Source organism: Maridesulfovibrio spiralis (SeqCode), assembly GCF_048571135.1.
Classification (GTDB): domain Bacteria; phylum Desulfobacterota; class Desulfovibrionia; order Desulfovibrionales; family Desulfovibrionaceae; genus Maridesulfovibrio; species Maridesulfovibrio spiralis.
Window position 1 is genome coordinate 2,694,242 of sequence record NZ_CP182344.1, and the last position, 21,008, is coordinate 2,715,249.

The window sequence follows — 21,008 nt, forward strand, 5'->3', positions numbered from 1 at the left end:
CCGGAGAGGGATTATATTCGGTAGGGTAGAAGTCTTTTGAATAAGTTCAGATGTTTTGTTGTCTTTCTTACGACTAGAAGGGCCGTAATATCTTGTAAGATATTACGGCCTTTTTTATGGCAATTTTATTTCTGTTCTGCTTTCAGCGCACCTAAAAGGGCTTCGTCCAGAGAGGGGTGGGGGAAGACGACTTTATGAATATCATCTTTGGTCCAGCCTTCCTGTACGATCATGGCAGCTGCGGTGGTGAATCCGGCTACGTGATGTCCCACAGCGGTGATTCCGGCCACTTTTCCGTCGAGCCAGACCACTTTTACGAATCCTTGAGTGGATGCGTAGGCCTGAGCGATGGGGTTGGCTACCAGCGGGAAAGAAGAAGTTTTTACTTCGCCTTTACCTTCAAGATCGGCGGGCATGAGCCCCACGCGCATGGTTTCCGGGGAACCGTAGAGGATGGACGGGATAGGTCCGTGCTCGTAGGGGCCTTCGGTTATTCCGGCAATGCGGCGCACAACGTAACCGGCCTGATGGCTGGCGGCATGTGCAAGCAGTATTTTTCCGTTAAGGTCACCGATGGCGTAGACGTTGGGGGCGGCTTCGAGGTTTTCGTCAACCTTGATGAAACCGGGACCTTCAGTCTCCAATCCGAGAGCTTCAATTCCGATATCTGCGGAATTGGGGCGGCGGCCGATGGCGATGAGCGCTTTTTCTGCGGTGAATTCTTCACCGTCTTCGGTGCGCAGTACTGCCTGTCCGTTTTCAGCGGTGACAGATTTAACCTTCACGCCGAGATTGAATTTCCATTTGTGCCGCTTGAAAACTGACTGTAAAGCTTTGGAAACTTCAGGGTCTTCGTAAACGGCAATACGGTCAAGAGCGTCCACCACGGTGATTTGGCAGCCCATGCGATGGGCGATCTGAGCCATTTCAAGGCCGATGAAACCAGCACCGATGACCAAAAGTGAAGTGGGCATTTCAGTCAGGGACAGAAATCCAGTGTTATCCAGAACTGTTTCATTGTCAGGCTCCAGTCCGGGGAAAACTGTCGGGTGGGAACCTGTGGCGAGGATAAGGTTTTTATACTCCAGTACTGCCTTTTCCTCTGGGTGGGAGACTTCAACTTTACCCGGCTCGATTATTTTGGCAACGGCAGGGTAAATGTCGATACCCAGCTTTTTGGCTTTCTGGGCCATTGCCTTGCGGGTTGCGGCGATGAAGCGGTCCTTCTTGGTGCACAGTGCATTGAAATCGATATCAATTTCACCCTTGGCAACGCGTGCCTTGGACTGGGCGGCAAGTTCTTCCACCGGGGAGGTTGCGCCGAGGTACATCTTGGTGGGAATGCAGCCCACATTGAGGCAGGTTCCACCGAGAAGATCTTTTTCGACCAGCGCGACTTTGATGCCTTCCTCCGCAGCTTCGAGAGCTGCGTCAAAGCCACCCGGACCGGCCCCTACGACCACGAGGTCGTAGGAGCGTGTATCTGTCGGGAAACTATTTGATGTCATCAGTAATCACCATGGAACGTGCGGCCTTGGTCTCGTCCAGTCTCTTGACAGAGGTGGTGAGCGGTGCGGCCAGCAACTTTTCAGGGTTCTTTTCCGCCACTTCAGCGATCTCGATGAGGTCGTCGATGAAGCGGTCGAGGGTTTCCTTGTTCTCAGTCTCGGTGGGTTCGATCATCAGGCATTCCTTCACGATGAGCGGGAAGTAGATGGTCGGAGCGTGGTGGCCTTTGTCGAGCAGTGCTTTTGCAACGTCGAGAGCGCGAACTCCATTTTTGGCCTGCTCCACTGCGGAAGCAACAAACTCGTGCATGCAGATGCGGTTGTAAGGAATCTCGAAATGGTTTTCGAGACGCTTGCGCATGTAGTTAGCGCTGAGGACCGCACCTTCGGTTGCACGTGTCAGACCTTCGCGCCCGAGGCGGAGCATGTAGGCGTATGCCTTAAGGTAAACACCGAAGTTGCCGTAGAAAGGAGCAACATAACCGATGGATTTAGGTTCGTCGTAAGAGAGGTAGTACTGGCCGTCTTCGAGCTTTTCAACGCGGGAAATGGGCAGGAAAGGAATGAGTCTTTCGCTTACGCCTACCGGGCCGGAACCGGGACCGCCGCCACCGTGCGGAGTTCCAAGGGTTTTGTGCAGGTTGAGGTGCACGATATCGAACCCGGCATCACCAACACGCAGCTTACCCATGATGGCGTTCATGTTTGCACCGTCATAGTAGAGCAGAGCGTCTTTTTCGTGAATCATCTTGACCAGTTCAGGCAGATGGGTTTCGAAAAGGCCCAGAGTGTTGGGGCAGGTCATCATAACGCCGGCTACTTCATCATCCAGAACTTCCGCGAGGGCTTCGGGAGTGATGATGCCGTCTTTGGATTCAACGGAAACAACGTCGTATCCGGCTACAGCTGCGGATGCCGGGTTGGTTCCGTGTGCGGAGTCCGGGCAGATAATTTTGGTTTTATTGTTGCCCTTGTCGCGGTGGTAAGCGGCCATGAGCATAACACCGGTCAGTTCACCGTGAGCCCCGGCCATGGGATGCATGGTGAATGCAGCCATACCGGTCAGTTCGCTGAGCAGGGATTCGGTTTCGTGGATAACCTCAAGTGCACCCTGACAATGACGGCCTGCTCCCTTGAGCTGTGAAATGACCGGGTGCAGCTTGGCGAATCCGGGCATGGCAGCCACCTGTTCGGTGAACTTGGGGTTGTATTTCATGGTGCAGGAACCAAGAGGATAGAAGTTGGAATCCACACCGAAGTTTTTCTGGGAAAGCTGGGTGAAGTGGCGAACCACGTCCAGCTCGGAAAGGGAGGGCATGCCAGCTTCTTCACGCAGAAGTTCAGCGGGGATGAGGTCCTCGATTTTTGCTTTGGGCTCATCAGGCCAGCAGCCTTCACGACCCGGAACGGATTTTTCAAATACTGTTTTCATTAGATTGCCCCCCGCAGAATTTCGGCGAAGATGCCGATCTGTTCTTCAGTGGTCTTTTCGGTGCAAGCCACCAGCAGTACATTTTCAAATCCTTCGTAGTAACGTCCCACGGGGAAGCCGGGGATGATGCCGCGTTCGGTAAGTTTGTCGATTACCTCAAAGGCGTTTACCGGAAGGGAGATGGCGAATTCGTTGCCGTAGGGTCCCTTAGTGAACATTTCCACACCGTCGATGGCGGTGAGGCGTTCAGCTGCGTAATGGGCGCGTTCAACGGAAAGGACCGCAGTGCGGCGCAACCCTTCCTCGCCCAGCAGGCAGAGGTGGATCAGGGTACGCAGTGCGCAGAGAGCCTGGTTGGAGCAGATATTGGAGGTCGCTTTCTGGCGACGAATGTGCTGTTCACGTGCCTGAATGGTCAGAACGTAACCTGTCTTGCCGTCTTCGTCTTCGGTGCGTCCGGCAATACGGCCGGGCATCTGGCGGACAAGGGCTTTGTTGCAGGTCATGATTCCGAGGTAGGGACCACCGAAGGAGAGGGGCTGTCCAATGGACTGACCGTCTGCAACAGCGATATCCGCACCCATTTGACCGGGAGTTTTCAGCAGGGCCTGCATGACCGGATAGGTGGACATGATGGCCAGTGCCTTCTGTTCGTGCACTGCTTCAAACATTTCGGTGAAATCATTTACTGAACCGAAAAAGTTGGGGTTCTGAACTATAACCGCTGCGGTGTCTTTATCTACTGCTGCGGTAATGGACTTGACGTTGGTGCGTCCATGATCGTGGGGCACGGTGACGAGCTCAAGGTTCAGGTTGGTGGTGTAGGAGTCAAGCATGACCCGGTAAATGGGGTTCAATGCTTCGCTGACGATGATTTTTCTGCGTCTGGTTTTACGCACGGCCATGAGAGTTGCTTCGTAGAGCGCGGAACCGCCGTCGTAAACGGATGCGTTGGCGTAATCCATGTCCATGAGCCGGGCCATGGCGGTCTGGTATTCGAAGATTGCCTGCAGGGTCCCCTGAGAGGATTCGGGCTGGTAGGGGGTGTAGGCTGTGTAGAATTCGCTGCGGGAGGAAAGGGCATCAACCGCTGCGGGAATGAAATGGTCGTAGAAACCTGCTCCGAGGAAGCTGGTCAGGTCCGTGGTGTTCTTTGCTGCCATTTTGCCCAGCATTTCCAGAACTGCCATTTCGCTTTTTCCTTTAGGCAGGGCAAAGCTTTTGGGGCGCAGTTCGGCCGGGATTTCGGCAAAGAGATCTTCCACGGAGTTCACGCCGATCACATCAAGCATTTCCCGGATTTCTTCCGGGGAATGGGGTACGTAAGGCATTATGTCCTCCGGTATAAAAAATTACTTCCCCGCTGACGTAAGCGGTCGGCGGGGAAGTTTGTGTACTATATATTAAAGAGCGGCTCCGATTAGTGGGCTTCTTCTTCAGTTACCTTTTCGTAAGCGGCAGCATCGAGAAGTGCATCAGTGGGGCCGGTGATTTTAACTTTGACAAGCCAGCCTGCACCGTAAGGATCTTCGTTGACCTTTTCAGGGGCGTCCTCGAGAGCTTCGTTAACTTCCACAACTTCGCAATCAACCGGAGCGTACATTTCACTGGCAGCTTTTACGGATTCAATTGATCCGAATTCATCGCCTGCTGCGAAAGTGTCGCCTTCCTGCGGCAGTTCGACGAAAGTAAGGTCGCCGAGCTGTTCCTGAGCAAAATGGGTGATACCGATAGTTCCGTTTTCACCGTCAACTTTGAGCCATTCGTGAGATTTGGCGTAAAGAAGTTCCTGCGGAATCATGTGGCCTCCTTCTTAAATGTATACTGATTTTATAGTTCTTGACCGTGTCTCTATGTGGATAACTCGCTCCTGATAGCATTCCTGCTTAAGAAATAAAAGACTTCTGCAAGGTCAAATTGCAGAAAAATATTCGTTAAATTATCGAATTAATCAAAATTGAATGATTTTATAATTTTGCGGGTTAATAAGTCGTGTTACTAACTCTTGTGTTTTGGCGAAAAAAGGCATACTCAGGCCTTGAATAAAGCACCTTTAATGGCGTAAAGTCAGTTTTTAAGCGATTCTTCGGGCATGCATATTTTCCCGGCGAGGTGCTGCGAAAATAGATATTTTTCTGGAAAGGAGAGCTTTTCTTGAAGGATTGTATTTCCGGTGAACGGGAAACCATAGAAGTTGCAACTGCCGGAAGGGTCTGGAAAATTGAGCGAACAGCTGATTTGGAGACCCTTTGGGATGAAATCGGCGAAGATGAATTCGGGGATGATGAACGGTTGCCGTACTGGGCTGAACTCTGGCCCGCCAGCGTGCTGCTCGGTGAATGGTTGCACCGCAATGCCGACTTGATAAAAGGACGTAAATGCCTTGATTTAGGCTGCGGACTTGGGCTTACCGCGATTATCGGGCAATCTCTGGGCGCGGAAGTTGTGGCTTTTGATTATGAATTACCGCCCCTGTATTTTGCCAAAGACAATGCTGTGACCAACAAAACAGCCCAGCCGCTCTGGCTGCAGATGGACTGGCGTGAACCATCCCTTGCCCCGCATTCTTTTGACTTTATCTGGGGCGGCGATATTTTGTATGAGAAAAGATTTTTCGATCCGCTTGAACAGCTCTTTCGACAGGTTTTGAAGCCCGGCGGAGTCATCTGGATGGCCGAGCCTCGGCGGGATGTTTCCGTTCCGGTCTGGGAGAAACTTGAATCCCTAGGTTGGAAGACATCGCTTCCGCTGACTGAGAAGGCCGCCTGCTGCAACGCGGAAATGACTGTTAATATCCGGGAAGTTGTTCCCGGCAAATCCATATGATTGTTACGGAGGTTTGAAATGGGTAAAACTATACGTTTCGGGGTTTCCCTTGATTCCGATCTTCTCGAAAAATTTGACAAGCTTTGTGACGAAAAAAGTTACCAGACCCGCTCCGAAGCTATTCGCGACCTGATCCGCAACATGCTGGTGGAAAGGGAATGGGATGAGACTGAAGGCGAAATGGCGGGGACTCTTTCCCTTGTCTACGACCACCATCACAGCGGTCTTTCTCAGCGTCTGACCGAATTGCAGCACGACAGCCATGACCTGATCATGTCCACCCTGCATGTTCATCTGGACCACGACAACTGCCTCGAAGTCATGGTTCTTAAGGGTGACGGTAAACAGATCAAAGAGCTGGCCCACCGTCTGATTTCCACGAAAGGCGTTAAGCACGGCAAATTGGGGCTTACTACTACCGGGGAAGAGTTGGTTTAATGGAAGACGTACAAAATAGTCCTGCGAAAGTAGCCATGTCCATCGACCGGGTCGGTGTGCGTGACTTGACCCTTCCTCTTGTGGTTCGCGACCGCGAATCCGGAAGTCAGAGCACTATGGCGAAAGTAGCCTTGTCCGTTGATCTGCCTGCGCACTTCAAGGGAACACACATGAGTCGTTTTGTGGAGGCTCTTGAAGATTGGTCCGAAGAATTGGACTACAAGAGTTTTTATAATCTGCTCAGCGATATTCTGCGCCGTCTGGAAGCCGAACGTGCTCATGCCGAACTCAGCTTTGCCTACTGCCTGCAAAAGACTTCCCCGGTCAGCGGACGTAAGGGGATCATGAGTTACGAATGTACTGTTGAAGGTGAGATGGTCGGGGATAATCTTGAATTCACTCTCGGTGTGAAAGTTCCGGTCATGACTGTTTGTCCCTGCTCCAAGGCTATCAGTAACGAAGGTGCTCACAGTCAGCGTGCTGTGGTACACATTAAAACGAAATCAAAAGGATTCGTCTGGATTGAGGATCTGGTGGAAATTGCCGAAGGGTCCGGTTCCTGCGAAGTGTTCTCGCTGCTTAAACGTGAGGACGAAAAACACGTCACAGAAAAAAGTTTCGCAAATCCCACCTTTGTTGAGGATGTTGTCCGCAATGCTGCTATGGGCTTGGAAAAACACCCGAAAATTTTGTGGTACCAAGTTGACGTGGAAAGTTTTGAGTCGATTCACAATCATTGTGCCTTCGCAAGTATTGCCAAACCTGAATAAGTACTTACTATTATAAGTAAGGAGGCAGAGGGGAATCTTCCCCACCTGAACTCCGCCGACAGCCGCAGTTGCTTACCGAATGGATAGAGCGATTGCGGCGACACTTTTGTGTAATAAAACAGCTCTTCACTGCATATTTTGTGGTGGGGGGCTGTTTTTGTATTGATACAAAATGTAATCGTATTATTGTGAGTGTGAGCGTTGTGTGTATATTTAGCTATTGCTGTTACGGAATAGTTAAAAGCAATACTGATCCATTGACCCTCTATTAAAACATTAATATTCATTCTGCGTTTTAATTGTGAATTTTATATTTTGTTTTTTATGTTGTTTCTGTTTTACAAATACTGAACTCTTTTAGAGGGGTCTATGAAGATTAAATGCGTAAATACTTTCATAATTATAGTTGTTTCAATTTCTATTCTTCTTACAATGACGGCCGTAGTGGCCTGGGTCAGTCATGATACTTACGGGACCGTGGTTCATGCTCGGCTTGCAGAAATGGATAATCTGATCACGAATTCAAAATCCGCAGTATCTGATTATGTCGAGCAGGTTCAGTTTGTAGGTTCGTTGCTTGCTGAGAGTCAGTCAGTGAGAAGTGCCCTTGAAGGGGGTGGGAAAAAAGAAGCAGACAATCTCTTCAAGACGTTATTTAAAAATTCAAATAAATACTGGGCGGCCTTTGCCTTTGATAAAAATGGCAAAGTTGTCTCCGGATATACGGCTACCGGCAAGGACTTGAGCGGTGCAGACCGTAGTTCCCGGGAGTATGTGCAGAGAATTATTTCAGGGCAGCCTGTTTATATGACGGGTGATATCTTCAAATCTAAAACAGCGGGTAAGTATATTTTTGCTTCAGCCATAGCTGTATATGATCATGCCGGAGAAATAATAGGTGGTGTTGGCGTTTTTCCTTTCTGGGATTATTTCAGTTCAGTATTCATTGATCCGATCCGAATAGGTAAAAATGGCTATGCCTATATGCTTGACCGCAACGGAAGGGTAATTGCTCATGGTCAGGACAAGAATATAATGCTCCGTGATGTGTCCAGTAATGATTTTATTCGTACAATTCTGCGTGAAAAACAGGGTGTCACTGAATATGAGTGGAAAGGGGAAGATAAAATTGTTTCCTATTCCACCTTGGATGAAACCGGATGGTCCATGATTATCACTGCCTCGGAAGGTGATTTGGCTTCAGCTGCAATTAACCAACGTCATATTCTTACTGTTGCCGGTTTGATTGTCGCAATTCTTTTGAGCGCCGGAATGGTCGCGGTTATACGTTCCATCGTGGTTAATCCTATACAGAGTATGCTTGCTTATTCGGCAGCCGTAGCTAACGGCGATTTTTCTTCCCGGCTGCATGGTAAGTTTCGTTTTCAGATGGCGGGTCTTGCCGAAAACATTCAGGTAATGGTCGGCAACCTGAAAGAAAAGTTGGCCTTCTCCGAAGGTGTCCTAAACGGCTTACCCTTACCTTGCTCAATTATAGGGCCTGATTACAAGACCATGTGGGTCAATGAACCTATGGTGGAAATGATTGGTATTGATAGAAACCGTGATGAATGTGTTGGCTTGATTTCCGGTGAACTGTTTTATGATGATCCGGCACGTGAAACTCTGGTCAACAAGGCTATAAAAGAGAATAAATTCATGTCCATGGAAGTTGAGATTGCCACTAGAGCAGGTGAACGCAAGAACATTAAGTCCAGTATTACTCCGATTTATGATATGGAAAAGGATATGATCGGGGCTATGGTTTTTTGGGTTGATGTCACAGATATTCGCTCTCAGCAATTGGTGATTGAAGAACAGAACAAGCGTATTGCTTTGGCTGTTGAAGAGGCTTCGGGGATTTCCCAGTATCTTTCCAGTGCTGCTGCCCAGCTTTCCGGTCAGATAGGCGAGGCCAGCAACGGTTCCGAAACTCAACGGGAAAGAGCCGCTGAAACTGCTACTGCCATGGAAGAAATGAACGCTACTGTCATTGAAGTTTCCAGCAATGCCAGTCAGTCTGCTGAAGAGGTGGGTGAGGCCATGAAAGATGCGCGCAGCGGGGAAGAGATAGTAAATGAAGTAGTTGACGCTGTTGGCGAGGTGGAGATCCAGGCCCAGAATCTGCGCAATTCCATGCAGGAACTTGGAAAGCAGGCAGAAGGTATCGGGGATGTCATGTCGGTGATTACTGATATTGCGGATCAGACCAATCTGCTGGCACTGAATGCTGCTATCGAGGCTGCACGGGCAGGTGAGGCCGGGCGCGGCTTCGCTGTCGTTGCGGATGAGGTGCGTAAGTTGGCGGAAAAGACCGTCGCCGCTACTAGTGAAGTGGGCAGTACTATCACTACAATCCAATCTATGACAGATGAAAGTATCAAAGCTACTGAAAGTGCCGCTGAGTCTGTAAGTAAAAGTGCTGAACTGGCTAAAGATTCAGGTAATGCCTTGCGCAATATAGTAGCAAGGGTGGAGGTGGCCTCTGATCAGGTGCAGGCAATTGCCGCTGCTACTGAACAGCAGTCTGCCACCAGTGAAGAAATCAATCGTGCTACTGAGGAAATCAACCGCATTTCTGGTGATAACTTCAAGATTATGACTGAGGCAGAGCAGGCTGTTGTTGAAGTTTCGAATATGGCTGGTAGACTCAATAAAGTGATATCGCGTATGGGAGCTGACTAATTTATTTGTCTTAACATTGCATATAAAAACGTTCCGCTGGATTGCTGGCGGAACGTTTTTTATGATTGCCTCTTGCTAAACTTAAATGAGTGCTTACTATTATAAGTAAGGAGGCAGAGGGGAATCTTCCCCACCTGATCTCCGCCGACAGCCGCAGTTGCTCACCGAATGGATAGAGCGATTGCGGCGACACTTTTAGGGTAAGAAAAACTCCCGCCGGAAATTCCGGCGGGAGTTTTGTTTGACAATATAGGTTTTTAATTCTTTTCTACTGCGTAGGGCCAGCCGTCCTGTCCTTCGGTGAGGATAAACAGACGGTATGGTGCGATGCCCTGTTTGGCGAAATAGTTAACTGTTCTTTCTGCGCCACCTTTACCTCGGGGGCAGATGACTACGATCGGTTGAGCTGAACTTTTAATGTCAGCCAGCACTGCTGCAAACTTATTTGTGTCCACGTCGGTTTTGACCGGATAGGCACAGGTTTCAATTGCCCCTTTGATGTGGTGGGATTTAAATTCATCAGCAACCTGAATATCCACGATGGCAATATCAGCCTTAGTCTCAATAGCTTTCTGCAGTGAAGCAGGACTCATGTAGTTATATTCTTCTTTCATTGCGAAAGCGCTGGTAGCAACACAAACAACAATTGCTGCACTGGTCAGCAATACCATCATTCTTTTTGTAAAATTCATTTTGTTCCTCCTGAGTTTTAGTTTTACCAGTTAAACTCAGGGGGAGATTTAGTCGAATATTTAAATTTGATAGCTGCGCAGGTTTGGCGTGCTGATTTTCTATAACACACCTTTGCCGTCTGTAATTAGCGTCTATTGTCTGTGTACGGTTCCTGCTGAGTTGAACAGTGGATTCCGCCGCCCCCGAAGTTGATTCCAAGGGTGTTGATGGTAACAACCTTATGGTTCGGGAAAGCCTTCTGTAGAACAGCAAGAGCTTCGGCATCACGTTTTTTTGCTTTTTCAGGTAATCCTTCGTGCCAGTATTTTTGAGCAAGAACCACACCGTTTGAAATCAGGAAATTGCAGTAACTCTGGGCCGGGACAACCTGTACCGGATGTCCGACCGGAAAAGCAGTACCATCGGTGAAGCGGGGAAAAGATACCAGTCCGATGTATGCTTCATCTTGAGGTGTCACTTCGAAGTAAAGAGTTTCCGGCATGGGAATGCGTATGATTTTGAAGGGCTTTCCATCCTGATCAACTGCGTTTTTCAGGATCTGGTAGTTCTCCTCCATGCGGCGGCGGTTTTCTTTTTCTACCGGGCCGAGAGCTGCTTCTTCTTCACTTACCTCAGCCAGCAGGATTGTGTCGGCTGATATGAAGCGGCAGTATTCATCTATGTGGTTGTTGGCAGCCGCACTGCGGTAGGCTACTCCCTTACCGTCCGGTCCGGGCAGGGTGCTTACGTTGTATGCATCGTCATCGACAGTCCCTTTTTTCAGCCAGATGACATTGGTCACGCCCAGCATGTCTTTCAGTTCGGTTTCAATGTCTGCGCGGGAAAGATTGGGGTTGCGTTGAAATTCGCAGGCTTCGGTTACTAAGATAGTTCCTTTTCCGTTCAGTTCCCGGTCCCCGCCTTCACTTACCAGACGGGTCATGCGGTAGGGTAGTTGACGCTGTTTGGCTATGTCACGGTCAATGCGCTCCATTATGCGTGACTGGATGTTATGTTGAGGAAAGTATCCCCAGCAGTTGAAGCTGAAATCTGCAATGCTCTTGTTGCCGTTTTTGTCCACGGTGAAAACGGGGCCGAAATCCCGCCAATAGAGCATGGTGAAAGGGATAGTCTGGAATGAAATTTTGTCAGCGGGAATATTGTTCTTATGGAGAAGTTCCTGCACATGCTGCCGTTGTGGCTCTCCGGGGACACAGATGGTTATGGGCGTGTAGGGAACAAGGTTCTGGGCAATTTCCAGCAGGACATCGTCACTGTGGTAGCCCTTTACATATTCTTTGCTCAGCCAGCCGAGATAGACCTGTTCCTGTTTTTCAAATTCTCCGGGGAATCTCCATTCACCACCCAGCGCGTTTGCTGCTGTCATCGTGAATATTGCCGTTACGATTAGAAAAAATCTCGTAAATTTAAGCATGTCAAATTCCGGTCCTTCTTTAATTGTCGAAAAGGTTGCGCAGTTTTTCTGCCCGTTTCCGGTTGGCCCCTAAATCAGAATAGCCCAACCGGGAAGCAGAGCGGATTTCAATTCTTTCGTCGACTTCATTGTAAACGCACTCAAGGTCGTCCACGAAGCGAAAGAGGTTGCTTCGGAATTCCGCATGCAGGTATGGGCCGTTTTGGGATATAACTGTGCCGCCCATTTTCTCGATGCATACTTCAAGTTTTTGCATGACCTGCGAATTGGTTCCACTGGCATTAATCGGCAGGATGCCGTGCTTGTTGCTTGATTCCCGAGAGGAAACGCAATTAGGACTGTCCGGGCATGGAGAGAGTTTGCCCCCGGTCATACCCAGATTTTTGGGTGGGGATGAAAAATGGGCTGCAATAAAAAGCCCGGCAACACAGACGATAACTAAAGATATGCTTAGTTTGTAAATCATGGGATGCAGGTTAAGGCATTTTTATCAAATGAGGCAAGGATAATCGGGGGATGTGTTTGTGCTGGTTTTGAATATATTATGGAAAACAATCTTCAAAACGAGGAAAGCCCTGATCTGCACAAGACAGATCAGGGCTGGGAAGTTCAGGGCTATTGACCCATCGGGTTGGTGCGGATGCAGAAAGAGCCTTCTTTTAGCAGGTCGGCAATAGATATTTCGTCTAAAGCGGCATACATGGCCTTGCTGGCTTTAACCCAGACTTCACGGGTCGGGCATTGTTCGATTCGTTGACACAGTTCATCGTTTTCAAGGCATTCTACCAGTCCGGCTTCGCCTTCGAGGCTTCTAACAACGTCACCTACGCTGATGTCCTCGGGAGGCATGGCTAGAGAGTGCCCACCGCCGGGACCGCGTTTACTGGCGATAAAACCTGCCCGCTTAAGTTCGCGGATAAGTTTTTCCAGATATTTAGTTGAAAGTCCCTGACGGCTGGCAATGTCACTGATACGGACCGGGCCGGCAGTGCAATGCATGGCGATGTCCAGTATCATTCGGGTTCCGTATCTGCTTCTTGTTGTCAGTCTCATGAAATTTCCTTTTGGTTTATTTGATTATTTAGAAAAGTAATTGCTTCGGGTCAAGGGTATTGGTTCGAGACCGGAGTGATTACTATTGTTTTTGACTTAAGTTTCTGTTTGGAAACGATTTTTTTATTGATTTGAAAAAAAATAATTAGATCTTGTGTTTTTGATAAATTTTAGTTAAAAGCGTATATTGGCATGTCTGCGTGGATTGTGCAAAGTAGGCAAAAAAGACCAATACTGGAGAATATTATGAGCCCGAAAGACAACGGGAAAAAAGAGTTTGATGTAATTATTGTCGGCGGTGGTCCTGCAGGACTTTTCGCAGCCTATTACCTTGGCGAGAATACCGACCTTGATGTTCTGGTCATTGAAAAGGGAAAGGCGTCTCTCAAAAGACATTGTCCCATAACCGGGGATCAGGAATGCATTAAATGCAAACCCTGCAACATCCTTTCCGGCGTGGGCGGGGCTGGCCTTTTTTCCGACGGCAAGCTCAACTATATTCATAAGCTCGGTAAGACCGATCTTACCCAGTTCATGTCGGTTTCTGAGGCGAAAGCCCTTATCGACGAAACTGAAGTTATTTTTAACCGTTTCAACATGGACGGTCAGGTCTACCCGACCAACATGGATGAAGCGAAAAATATTCGTAAGGATGCCCTTAAACACGGTATCGACCTGCTGCTGATCAAGCAGAAGCATCTCGGCAGTGATAACCTGCCCGGCCACATTGCCGGAATGGCTGAATACTGCATGCAAAAGGGTGTAACTTTCCGTACCGGTGAGCACGTTGAAGATATCCTTATCGAGAACGGTGAACTGGCCGGTGTTGTTACCAAGAAAAGTGAGTATAAAGCCAAGAACGTAATCCTTGCTCCGGGCCGTGTAGGTTCCGAGTGGATGGGCAGTGTTGCCAAGAAGCACGACCTGGCTATCACCCAGCGCGGTATCGAGGTTGGTGTGCGTGTTGAAGTTCACGGCGACATCATGCGTGATCTCTGTTCCGTGATTTACGACCCGACCTTTTTCATCCGTACCAACACCTATGATGATCAGGTCCGTACTTTCTGTACCAACCAGGGTGGATTTGTAGCTCTTGAAAACTATCAGGATTTTGTCTGCGTTAACGGACATGCCTACATGGATAAAAAATCCGAGAACACCAACTTCGCATTCCTTTCCAAGGTTGTGCTCGAAGAGCCTGTTACCGATAACCAGGCTTACGGTGAATCCATCGGCAAGCTGGCTACCATCATCGGCGGCGGTAAGCCTATCCTTCAGCGTTTCGGTGACCTCAAGCGCGGACGCCGTTCCACATGGAACCGTGTGCGCAACAGCTTCGTAGAGCCGACCATGAAGAATGTTACCTGCGGTGATATCGCCATGGCCCTGCCCGAGCGTATCGTGCGCAACCTCATCGAAGGTCTTGAAAAACTTAACGACGTAGTGCCCGGTGTCGCCAACGAGGAAACTCTGCTCTACGCACCTGAAATCAAGTTCTTCTCCACTCAGGTGGAAACCAGCAACCAGCTTGAAACCGCTCTTGAAGGTCTCTTCGTGGCCGGTGACGGTCCGGGTGTTGCCGGAAACATCGTTTCCGCATCCGCAACCGGAATCATTCCCGCTAAAGAAATTGCCAGAAGGGCTAAGAAATAGGGTTGCGCTAAGCGCTATTACTGAAATGATTTCGCCTCCGGCGGCTTAAGACCTTTTTGAAAAAAGGTCTTAAGAATCCCAAAAACTGTTAATAGTTTTGGCCTTGCCGGGGATTGAGAAAATATACCATGAAAAGGGAGATGCTGACTTTGGTCGGTGTCTCCTTTTTTTTGTTTGTCTGCCTTGAAGTTGTGGTGACATTGCTACGCAGATTGTGGTAACAGCTTGTATTGCTTGTTACTGTTGTTATGGTGAAATTTTCAACTCCAAGAAGGTGAGCATGTCCGCTAGTTCTGCTTCTGATTCCAAACAATCCGCTTCTGTTCTTTTTGTCCTTCTTATATCGGCTGCAGCTGCGCTTGGCGGCTTTCTTTTCGGTTTTGATACTGCTGTGATTAACGGGGCGGTTGTTGCATTGGGGGATCATTTTGATGTCGGCCCGGTGCTGGTAGGTATGTCTGTTTCCCTTGCGCTTATAGGGTCAGCCGTCGGGGCTTTGCTTTCCGGGCCTGTTTCAGACCGTTACGGACGCATTAAACCGATGTTGATTTCAGCGTTGCTTTTCACTGTTAGTGGAATTGGAGCCGGGCTTCCTTTCAGTGTCTGGGATTTCATCTTCTGGCGTTTTCTGGGCGGTGTCGGTATCGGGTTGGCAAGTGCTATTACCCCGGCCTATATCGCGGAAATTTCCCCGGCTAACCTCCGCGGCAGCTTCGGTTCTTTGCAGCAGCTGGCGATTGTTGTAGGTATTTTTGTGGCTATGCTCAGTAACTATATGCTGGTCGGGCTGGCCGGAGGATCTGCGGATAATGAACTCTGGTTTGGTTTTGAGACATGGCGCTGGATGTTCTGGGCCGAGGTGCCGCCTGCGCTGCTTTACGGCTTTGCGGCGATGATGATTCCGGAATCACCGCGTTATCTGATCGGGACCGGAAGGGAAAAAGAAGCAGAACATATTCTCGGCAGGGTACTGGGCGAAAGTGTAGTCGAGAAAATCGAAGAGATTAAAGTCACCCTCAAGTCTGAAGGGAAGGCTTCTTTTGCCGCCATCAAGGGCAGGGCGGGGCTTAAGACCATTGTCTGGATCGGTTTGGGACTTTCAGTATTGCAGCAGTTTGTCGGCATCAATGTTATATTTTATTATGGTTCCATGCTCTGGCGCAGTGTCGGTTTTTCCGAGGAGAATTCCCTGTGGATCACGGTGATTACCGGAGTCGTAAATATTGTGACCACGCTGGTCGCCATCGCCCTCATTGACCGTGTTGGACGCAAGCCGCTTCTGCTGGCCGGATCTGCCGGAATGATTGTCACTCTGGGCATTCTTTCCTATCTGTTCGGGAATGCCCCTCTTGATGCTGCGGGGCATCCGGTTCTGCATGGTGCTTCTGCCACAACCGCACTTTATTCCGCAAATATTTATGTTTTCTGTTTTGGGTTCTCATGGGGGCCGGTTGTCTGGGTGCTGCTCGGAGAGATGTTTAACAACCGCATCCGGGCTTCTGCCTTGGCCCTTGGTGCCGGGGCGCAGTGGGTCGCTAATTTTATTGTTTCCGCTTCATTTCCTTCTCTTGTTCAGTCGGCAGGATTGGGTTTTACCTATTCCATCTATGCGGTATTTGCCGTGCTGTCTTTTTTCTTTGTCCTGTTTTGGGTCCGTGAAACACGTGGCCGGGAACTTGAGGATATGGAGTAGAGTTATCAACTTGGAGTGCAAAAGGTAATATTTGACTGTTTTTTCATTGATTTTTGTAAGAAAAATCGACTTGCATATTGACTTTGTGTCATTTCATTGACAGTGAATGTGTAGGGTTTTCCATATTTATATGATGGACAAATCCGTTCAAGGCGGAACAGAGCACAAAGTTCCCCGGACTAGAATAATTTTGGAGGCCGAATGGCTCTTAATTTAGGTGGTATAATTGGAAACAGTCCTGCGCTTAAGGAGGTCTTTGCGATTCTCGCAAAGGTTGCGCCTACAGACAGTACCGTACTGGTCACCGGGGAGTCCGGTACGGGTAAAGAACTGCTTGTGCGTGCCTTGCACCGCAACAGTAAACGTAAAGAAAAGCCTTTTGTTCCGGTAAACTGCGGCGCAATTCCCAAGGAATTGCTGGAATCAGAACTTTTTGGTCATGAAAAGGGGGCTTTCACCCATGCGGTGCGTTCCCGTCCCGGCCGCTTTGAGCTGGCGGACGGCGGAACCATCTTCCTTGATGAAATCGGGGAAATGGATCTGAGTCTGCAGGTTAAGATTCTCAGGGTTCTGCAGGAAAAAGAAATTGAACGTGTCGGTGGTACTTCCATCAAGAAGGTGGATGTGCGCATCGTTGCAGCAACCAACCGTGACCTTGAAACCGAAGTTGCCGCCGGAAGGTTCCGTGAGGACCTTTTTTATCGCCTGAACGTAATCCCCATGCATCTTCCGCCATTGCGCGACAGAGGCGGGGATGTGCTCCTGCTTGCTAAACATTTTCTTGGCCGTTTCTGCGAAGATAAAGAGATGGAGCAGTTGAAGGTCCATCCCGATGCTGCGGATATGATGGTTTCCTACACTTGGCCCGGTAATGTCCGTGAGCTTGAAAATTTCATGGAACGTATGTGCATCCTTTGTGATGAGGATGAGATTGTTCCTGATGATCTGCCGGAAAAAATCTGGAAGGATGTAGGCAAGGAACCGAAGAAAAAGGTTGTCGAGCTTATGCAGCCTGTCGGTTTCAGCTGGCCGACTCTTACGGACATGGAAGAACAGGGAGCCAAGGGACTTAAAGACTTTCTGGAAAAGGTCGAGGACCGGCTCATGATTGAGGCGCTTGAGAAGGCCGGAGGCGTAAAAAACAAGGCCGCAGAACTGCTCGGAGTCAAGCGGACCACGCTCATTGAAAAAATTAAAAAGAGGAATCTTGAAGTATAGTTCAATATTAGTGGAATTTGTGAGGGGTAGGCAGGAATTTTGCAACGATAACTGATTGTGACGCTTAGCCGACTTACCGGAGTTTTCCGGCTCCTTTCTCTGGCGGCCTTTTTTTGGCTCGCCTGCCCTCATCCGGGTTATGCCTTGGAGTATTTTATCGATACCAAGGCCGACATGGACTCCATACGTCTTGTCTTTGACCAGAAGACTCTTTCTGGAAAAGTTGCCCGAACAGGGCGGCAGCAGATTACTATCTCTTTTCCCAAGAATGCGCTTAAAGCTGAAAAACAGCCTACTCCTGCGCCACTATCTTCTCTTCGTATTGTAAATTCTTTGAAGATGGGACCAAGCTCCATCACCATTGGCACCCGGACCAGTGCTTTCGGGTTTATCCGAATGCCTGCCGGAAATGGGCAGATGCAGATTGAATTTTTCCGTGACCCCATAGGTTCTAAGTGGCGGTCCCCCAAAGAAAAGGCCCGTCAGGAAGCTGAGCGCAAAAATGCGTCTCGCAAGAAAGCCGCAGCCAAAGAAGCAGCACGCAAAAAGGCTGCTGCAAAGCGCGCAGCCCAGCAAAATGCTGCAAAGAAAGCAGCAGCGCAAAAAGAAGCACAAGTTAAAGCTCAGCCTCCGGTGATTGAAGAGGTCGATCTGCCCGATGACGAAGAGTCTCCGGTTCTTAAAGAGGAACTTAAACAGGCTCAGGGAACAACAGAGTCTGTGCAGCAGGTTCCGGTTCAGCCCGCTAAACGTCCTTTCTATTCAGTTCCGTACACATACCGTGCTCCGGTAGCCATGGTCGGTCCGGGACAGGCCCGGCCTGTGGATACTTCCGTTCCTCCGGCCCGGGCAGGAGGCAGTGTCCGCCCGCTTGCGGAAGAAAATGAACTAACACAAGCCGCTGGAAGTGTCGGCGGAAGTGTTGGCGGTCAGGTTGCCGGCAGTATAAATCAGGAAATCTCCGGTGGTTCTGTTGGTGGATCTATCGTCCCTCCAGCTGCGGATGATGGTTCTGAAGAAAGCTACGACGACGAAATTGATGCAGCGCTTGGTCAGGTTGCTGACGTTCCACTTGAGGAAGAATCTCCGGCAGTTGAAGAGGCTGCCTTTAGCCAAGAAATTCCTGAAGGGCAGGCCGCATCCGGCGTAGTACAGCCTGTACCGCAATCCGGTGGCAGTGTTTCAGGTAGTGCTTCCGGCAGTGTTGCGCCCCCGTCCGCTCAGGGTGGGCAAGCTTCGGGCAGTGTCTCCGGTCGAATTACTCCTCCCTCTGCTCAGGGTGGAAGTGCATCCGGTAGTGTCAGCGGACAGATTTCACCTCCTCCCGTTCAGGGCGGACAGGCTTCAGGCGGAGTTTCCAATCAGGCTGGGGGACAGGTGTCCTCGCCGGATTCCGGTACTTCCGGTCAGGTTTCTCCTCCCCCGGCGAATGGCGATTCATTTGAAGCTACGGATTATCCGCCACTTGAGGACGCTGGAGGGGAAGAATTTTCAGATACAAATGATGCCGGACTCAGGGATGAGGCGGTTGAAGGAGAACAGTCTGAATCTGGGGCTGACGCTTACCCGGTTGAAGATGCTGACCAGCTTAGCGAAGGTGAAGAGGGTGCAGAAGGCGAAAAGCAGCCAAGCCCCGAAGACCGGATCAAGGTAGCACAGGGTGTTCTGCTTGCTGCTGAAGGTGCTCTTGATGAGGGTGAGATTGAAGCCGCAACTGCCGGGTTTACCGAAGTTTCGCTGATGAACGGTTTGCCGCAGGATATGCGCATGCGTGCGCTTTATGGTAAAGCTGAAGCCTTGACTGAATTCAACCGTGATGCAATGGCTGATAATTATGGTGAAATCGCCAGCGCGTGGATGGAAGCCATGAATGCGGATACCAAGTCGCCGAATGTTCCCATGGCATTACTAAATCTTGGCCTGCTGAACTTGAAAGTCGGCAACATGCCCGAGGCCAAGGCATATTTTAATCTACTGAAATCACAATATCCAAACGATCCTAATATTCCGTACGTCAGCTATTACTGGGGTGAATATTACCTTGGAATGAAAGAGTATGAGAAAGCTGCGGATCAGTTCCAGTATCTGGTCCAGATGTACCCGGACAGTAAGATTGTCCGTGATGCCGCGCTTGGTCTGGCTAAGGCATTGGATGCTCTCGGTTATGATGAACAGGCTTTTCAGATTATTGATTACATTGATAAGCGTTGGCCCCGTTTTTATATTGAAGACCTGCGTTTTCTGCTCATGACTGCGAATACCCAGAACAGACTGGGTAAGATTGCTGAGGCCCGTGAAAACTACTGGGCTTATTACAACCTTGCGCCTGAAGCACCGGAAGCGGACATAGTGCTGGCCCGTATCGGTGATATTTATCTCAAGACCGGGGACAAGCCAGCTGCCAAGGAAATTTACGAGAAGGCGGCTAAAGATTTTCCTGATAAGGAAGGCGGTCTTGTAGCCATGATGCGCCTAGCTGAGGAAGGCATTTATGACGACCCCAGCATGAGCCAGATGGACAAGGTCTTTGACCGTCCATACAACCTGAGACCCCAGAAAATTTACACTCATATTATTGAGAAGTTCCCGGAAAGTCCCTTAGCTCCGCTTGCCCAGCTGAAACTTGGCATGTGGTACTACTGGAATAAGAAATATGGTGATTGCCTTGGTGCTGTGCAGGATTTTCTGGACAAGTACCCGCGCAGCGGATTGCGTGAACGGGCAAGTGAATTGGGAACCCGTGTGTTCGATAAAGCCGTTCCCGAACTGGTTAAGGACGAAAACTATGGCCGGGTTGTTAATTACTGGAATAAGTACGCTAAGAAGAATAATGAAGGTAAAGACGTAAATGACGAAACACGTCTTGGCGTGGCACTCAGTTTCTGGAAAAAGGAGCATCCGCAGAAGGCTTTGGAGTTGATTGACCGTTATTTACAGGGAGAGGAAGTCCCCAAATATTCAGCCATGGCCCTTGATATGGCCCTTGGTATTTATGTTGATGAGCAGGCCTGGAGCAAGGTTACTCAATTGGTAGATCTTGCCAAAGACGGTTGGAAACTTGATCCCAAGCAGAAGGTTCATATAGAATACGCTCAGGCCATGGCCTACGAAAACCTCGGCGAAACAGAACGCAGCACCCCGCTTTGGGCCGGACTGGCGTCCAATCTGCTTCTGCCGGAGTCTTCCCGTGCTTACGCCATGTACTACATGGCCAAGTCTTCCATGAAGAAAAAAGAACTGAAAAAAGTTTTTGTCTACGCACAGGAAGCCCTTTCCATGCTTCTTGAAACAGGGGGAGACCGGGAAAAGATCAAGGATTGTATCTTGATGACAATTTTTGCAGCGGAAAGTTCGGGCCGTTACCGGGAAGCACTCAAATGGGCAGCTGAATATGATAAATATATTCCGCTTTCCGATCCTGAATGGGCTTCCTCCCGTTTCCGTCTGGCCCAGCTTTATGAAAAGGCCGGAGCCATTAGCGAGTGGAAAAAGTTGATGGAAGAAGTAGCTGAAAAAAAACCGGGAGACCTTTACGGACGTCTGGCAACATCCGCACTGGCAACACATAAGATTGAGCAGGATGCTTCGAAGTTTCAGCCGGACCCGGTGTTTCAATAATATTTAA

The 21,008-nt window shown here is 49.4% G+C and carries 16 protein-coding genes; 8 read left to right on the forward strand and 8 right to left on the reverse strand.

Annotation, left to right across the window (positions count from 1 at the left end):
• Positions 1-125: 125 nt before the first annotated feature.
• The 4 genes from ACNI29_RS12135 to gcvH form a co-directional block, all read right to left on the reverse strand.
• On the reverse strand, positions 126-1,508 hold the full coding sequence (locus ACNI29_RS12135) for a dihydrolipoyl dehydrogenase family protein (RefSeq protein WP_419778631.1): 1,383 nt from the start codon (positions 1,506-1,508) through the stop codon (positions 126-128).
• Positions 1,495-2,940 carry an aminomethyl-transferring glycine dehydrogenase subunit GcvPB gene (gene gcvPB / locus ACNI29_RS12140; protein WP_419778632.1) on the reverse strand — a complete coding sequence of 482 codons (1,446 nt, stop codon included), beginning with the start codon at positions 2,938-2,940 and terminating at the stop codon, positions 1,495-1,497. The genes ACNI29_RS12135 and gcvPB overlap by 14 nt, the downstream gene beginning before the upstream one ends.
• Positions 2,940-4,271, reverse strand: coding sequence for an aminomethyl-transferring glycine dehydrogenase subunit GcvPA (gcvPA, locus tag ACNI29_RS12145; RefSeq protein WP_419778633.1), 1,332 nt, complete (start codon positions 4,269-4,271; stop codon positions 2,940-2,942). The genes gcvPB and gcvPA overlap by 1 nt, the downstream gene beginning before the upstream one ends.
• 89 nt (positions 4,272-4,360) lie before the next feature.
• Positions 4,361-4,741 (reverse strand): glycine cleavage system protein GcvH, encoded by a 381-nt coding sequence (gcvH, locus tag ACNI29_RS12150; protein WP_419778634.1) that lies wholly within the window; start codon positions 4,739-4,741, stop codon positions 4,361-4,363.
• Positions 4,742-5,094: 353 nt separating this feature from the next.
• Between gcvH and ACNI29_RS12155 the strand changes: the two genes are divergently transcribed.
• From ACNI29_RS12155 to ACNI29_RS12170, 4 genes are all read left to right on the forward strand, one after another.
• The gene (locus ACNI29_RS12155; protein ID WP_419778635.1) at positions 5,095-5,766 is read left to right on the forward strand and encodes a class I SAM-dependent methyltransferase; all 672 of its coding nucleotides are present in this window, start codon (positions 5,095-5,097) and stop codon (positions 5,764-5,766) included.
• Positions 5,767-5,784: 18 nt separating this feature from the next.
• The gene (gene nikR, locus ACNI29_RS12160; RefSeq protein ID WP_419778636.1) at positions 5,785-6,204 is read left to right on the forward strand and encodes a nickel-responsive transcriptional regulator NikR; all 420 of its coding nucleotides are present in this window, start codon (positions 5,785-5,787) and stop codon (positions 6,202-6,204) included.
• Complete coding sequence (folE2, locus tag ACNI29_RS12165) at positions 6,204-6,974, forward strand: GTP cyclohydrolase FolE2 (RefSeq protein WP_419778637.1); 771 nt, start codon at positions 6,204-6,206, stop codon at positions 6,972-6,974. The genes nikR and folE2 overlap by 1 nt, the downstream gene beginning before the upstream one ends.
• A gap of 369 nt (positions 6,975-7,343) precedes the next feature.
• Positions 7,344-9,659: a methyl-accepting chemotaxis protein gene (locus tag ACNI29_RS12170; protein WP_419778638.1), complete on the forward strand. Its 2,316-nt coding sequence runs from the start codon at positions 7,344-7,346 to the stop codon at positions 9,657-9,659.
• A gap of 257 nt (positions 9,660-9,916) precedes the next feature.
• Here the strand turns inward: ACNI29_RS12170 and ACNI29_RS12175 are convergent, their stop codons facing one another.
• The 4 genes from ACNI29_RS12175 to ACNI29_RS12190 form a co-directional block, all read right to left on the reverse strand.
• Positions 9,917-10,351 (reverse strand): rhodanese-like domain-containing protein, encoded by a 435-nt coding sequence (locus ACNI29_RS12175; RefSeq protein ID WP_419778639.1) that lies wholly within the window; start codon positions 10,349-10,351, stop codon positions 9,917-9,919.
• Between the two features lie 125 nt (positions 10,352-10,476).
• A complete protein-coding gene (locus tag ACNI29_RS12180; RefSeq protein ID WP_419778640.1) occupies positions 10,477-11,718 on the reverse strand; it encodes an agmatine deiminase family protein in 1,242 nt (413 codons plus the stop codon).
• A gap of 67 nt (positions 11,719-11,785) precedes the next feature.
• Positions 11,786-12,232, reverse strand: a complete 447-nt coding sequence (locus tag ACNI29_RS12185) for a DUF1499 domain-containing protein (RefSeq protein WP_419778641.1) — start codon at positions 12,230-12,232, stop codon at positions 11,786-11,788.
• 149 nt (positions 12,233-12,381) lie between these two features.
• Complete coding sequence (locus ACNI29_RS12190) at positions 12,382-12,819, reverse strand: RrF2 family transcriptional regulator (RefSeq protein ID WP_419778642.1); 438 nt, start codon at positions 12,817-12,819, stop codon at positions 12,382-12,384.
• A 246-nt stretch (positions 12,820-13,065) separates the two neighbouring features.
• Between ACNI29_RS12190 and ACNI29_RS12195 the strand changes: the two genes are divergently transcribed.
• From ACNI29_RS12195 to ACNI29_RS12210, 4 genes are all read left to right on the forward strand, one after another.
• Entirely contained in the window at positions 13,066-14,472 is a 1,407-nt protein-coding gene (locus ACNI29_RS12195) for an NAD(P)/FAD-dependent oxidoreductase (RefSeq protein WP_419778643.1), read from the forward strand.
• Between the two features lie 280 nt (positions 14,473-14,752).
• Positions 14,753-16,165 (forward strand): sugar porter family MFS transporter, encoded by a 1,413-nt coding sequence (locus tag ACNI29_RS12200; protein ID WP_419778644.1) that lies wholly within the window; start codon positions 14,753-14,755, stop codon positions 16,163-16,165.
• Positions 16,166-16,366: 201 nt separating this feature from the next.
• Positions 16,367-17,383, forward strand: a complete 1,017-nt coding sequence (locus ACNI29_RS12205; RefSeq protein WP_419778645.1) for a sigma-54 interaction domain-containing protein — start codon at positions 16,367-16,369, stop codon at positions 17,381-17,383.
• A gap of 144 nt (positions 17,384-17,527) precedes the next feature.
• Positions 17,528-21,001, forward strand: a complete 3,474-nt coding sequence (locus tag ACNI29_RS12210) for a tetratricopeptide repeat protein (protein ID WP_419778646.1) — start codon at positions 17,528-17,530, stop codon at positions 20,999-21,001.
• The last annotated feature ends 7 nt before the right edge of the window (positions 21,002-21,008 follow it).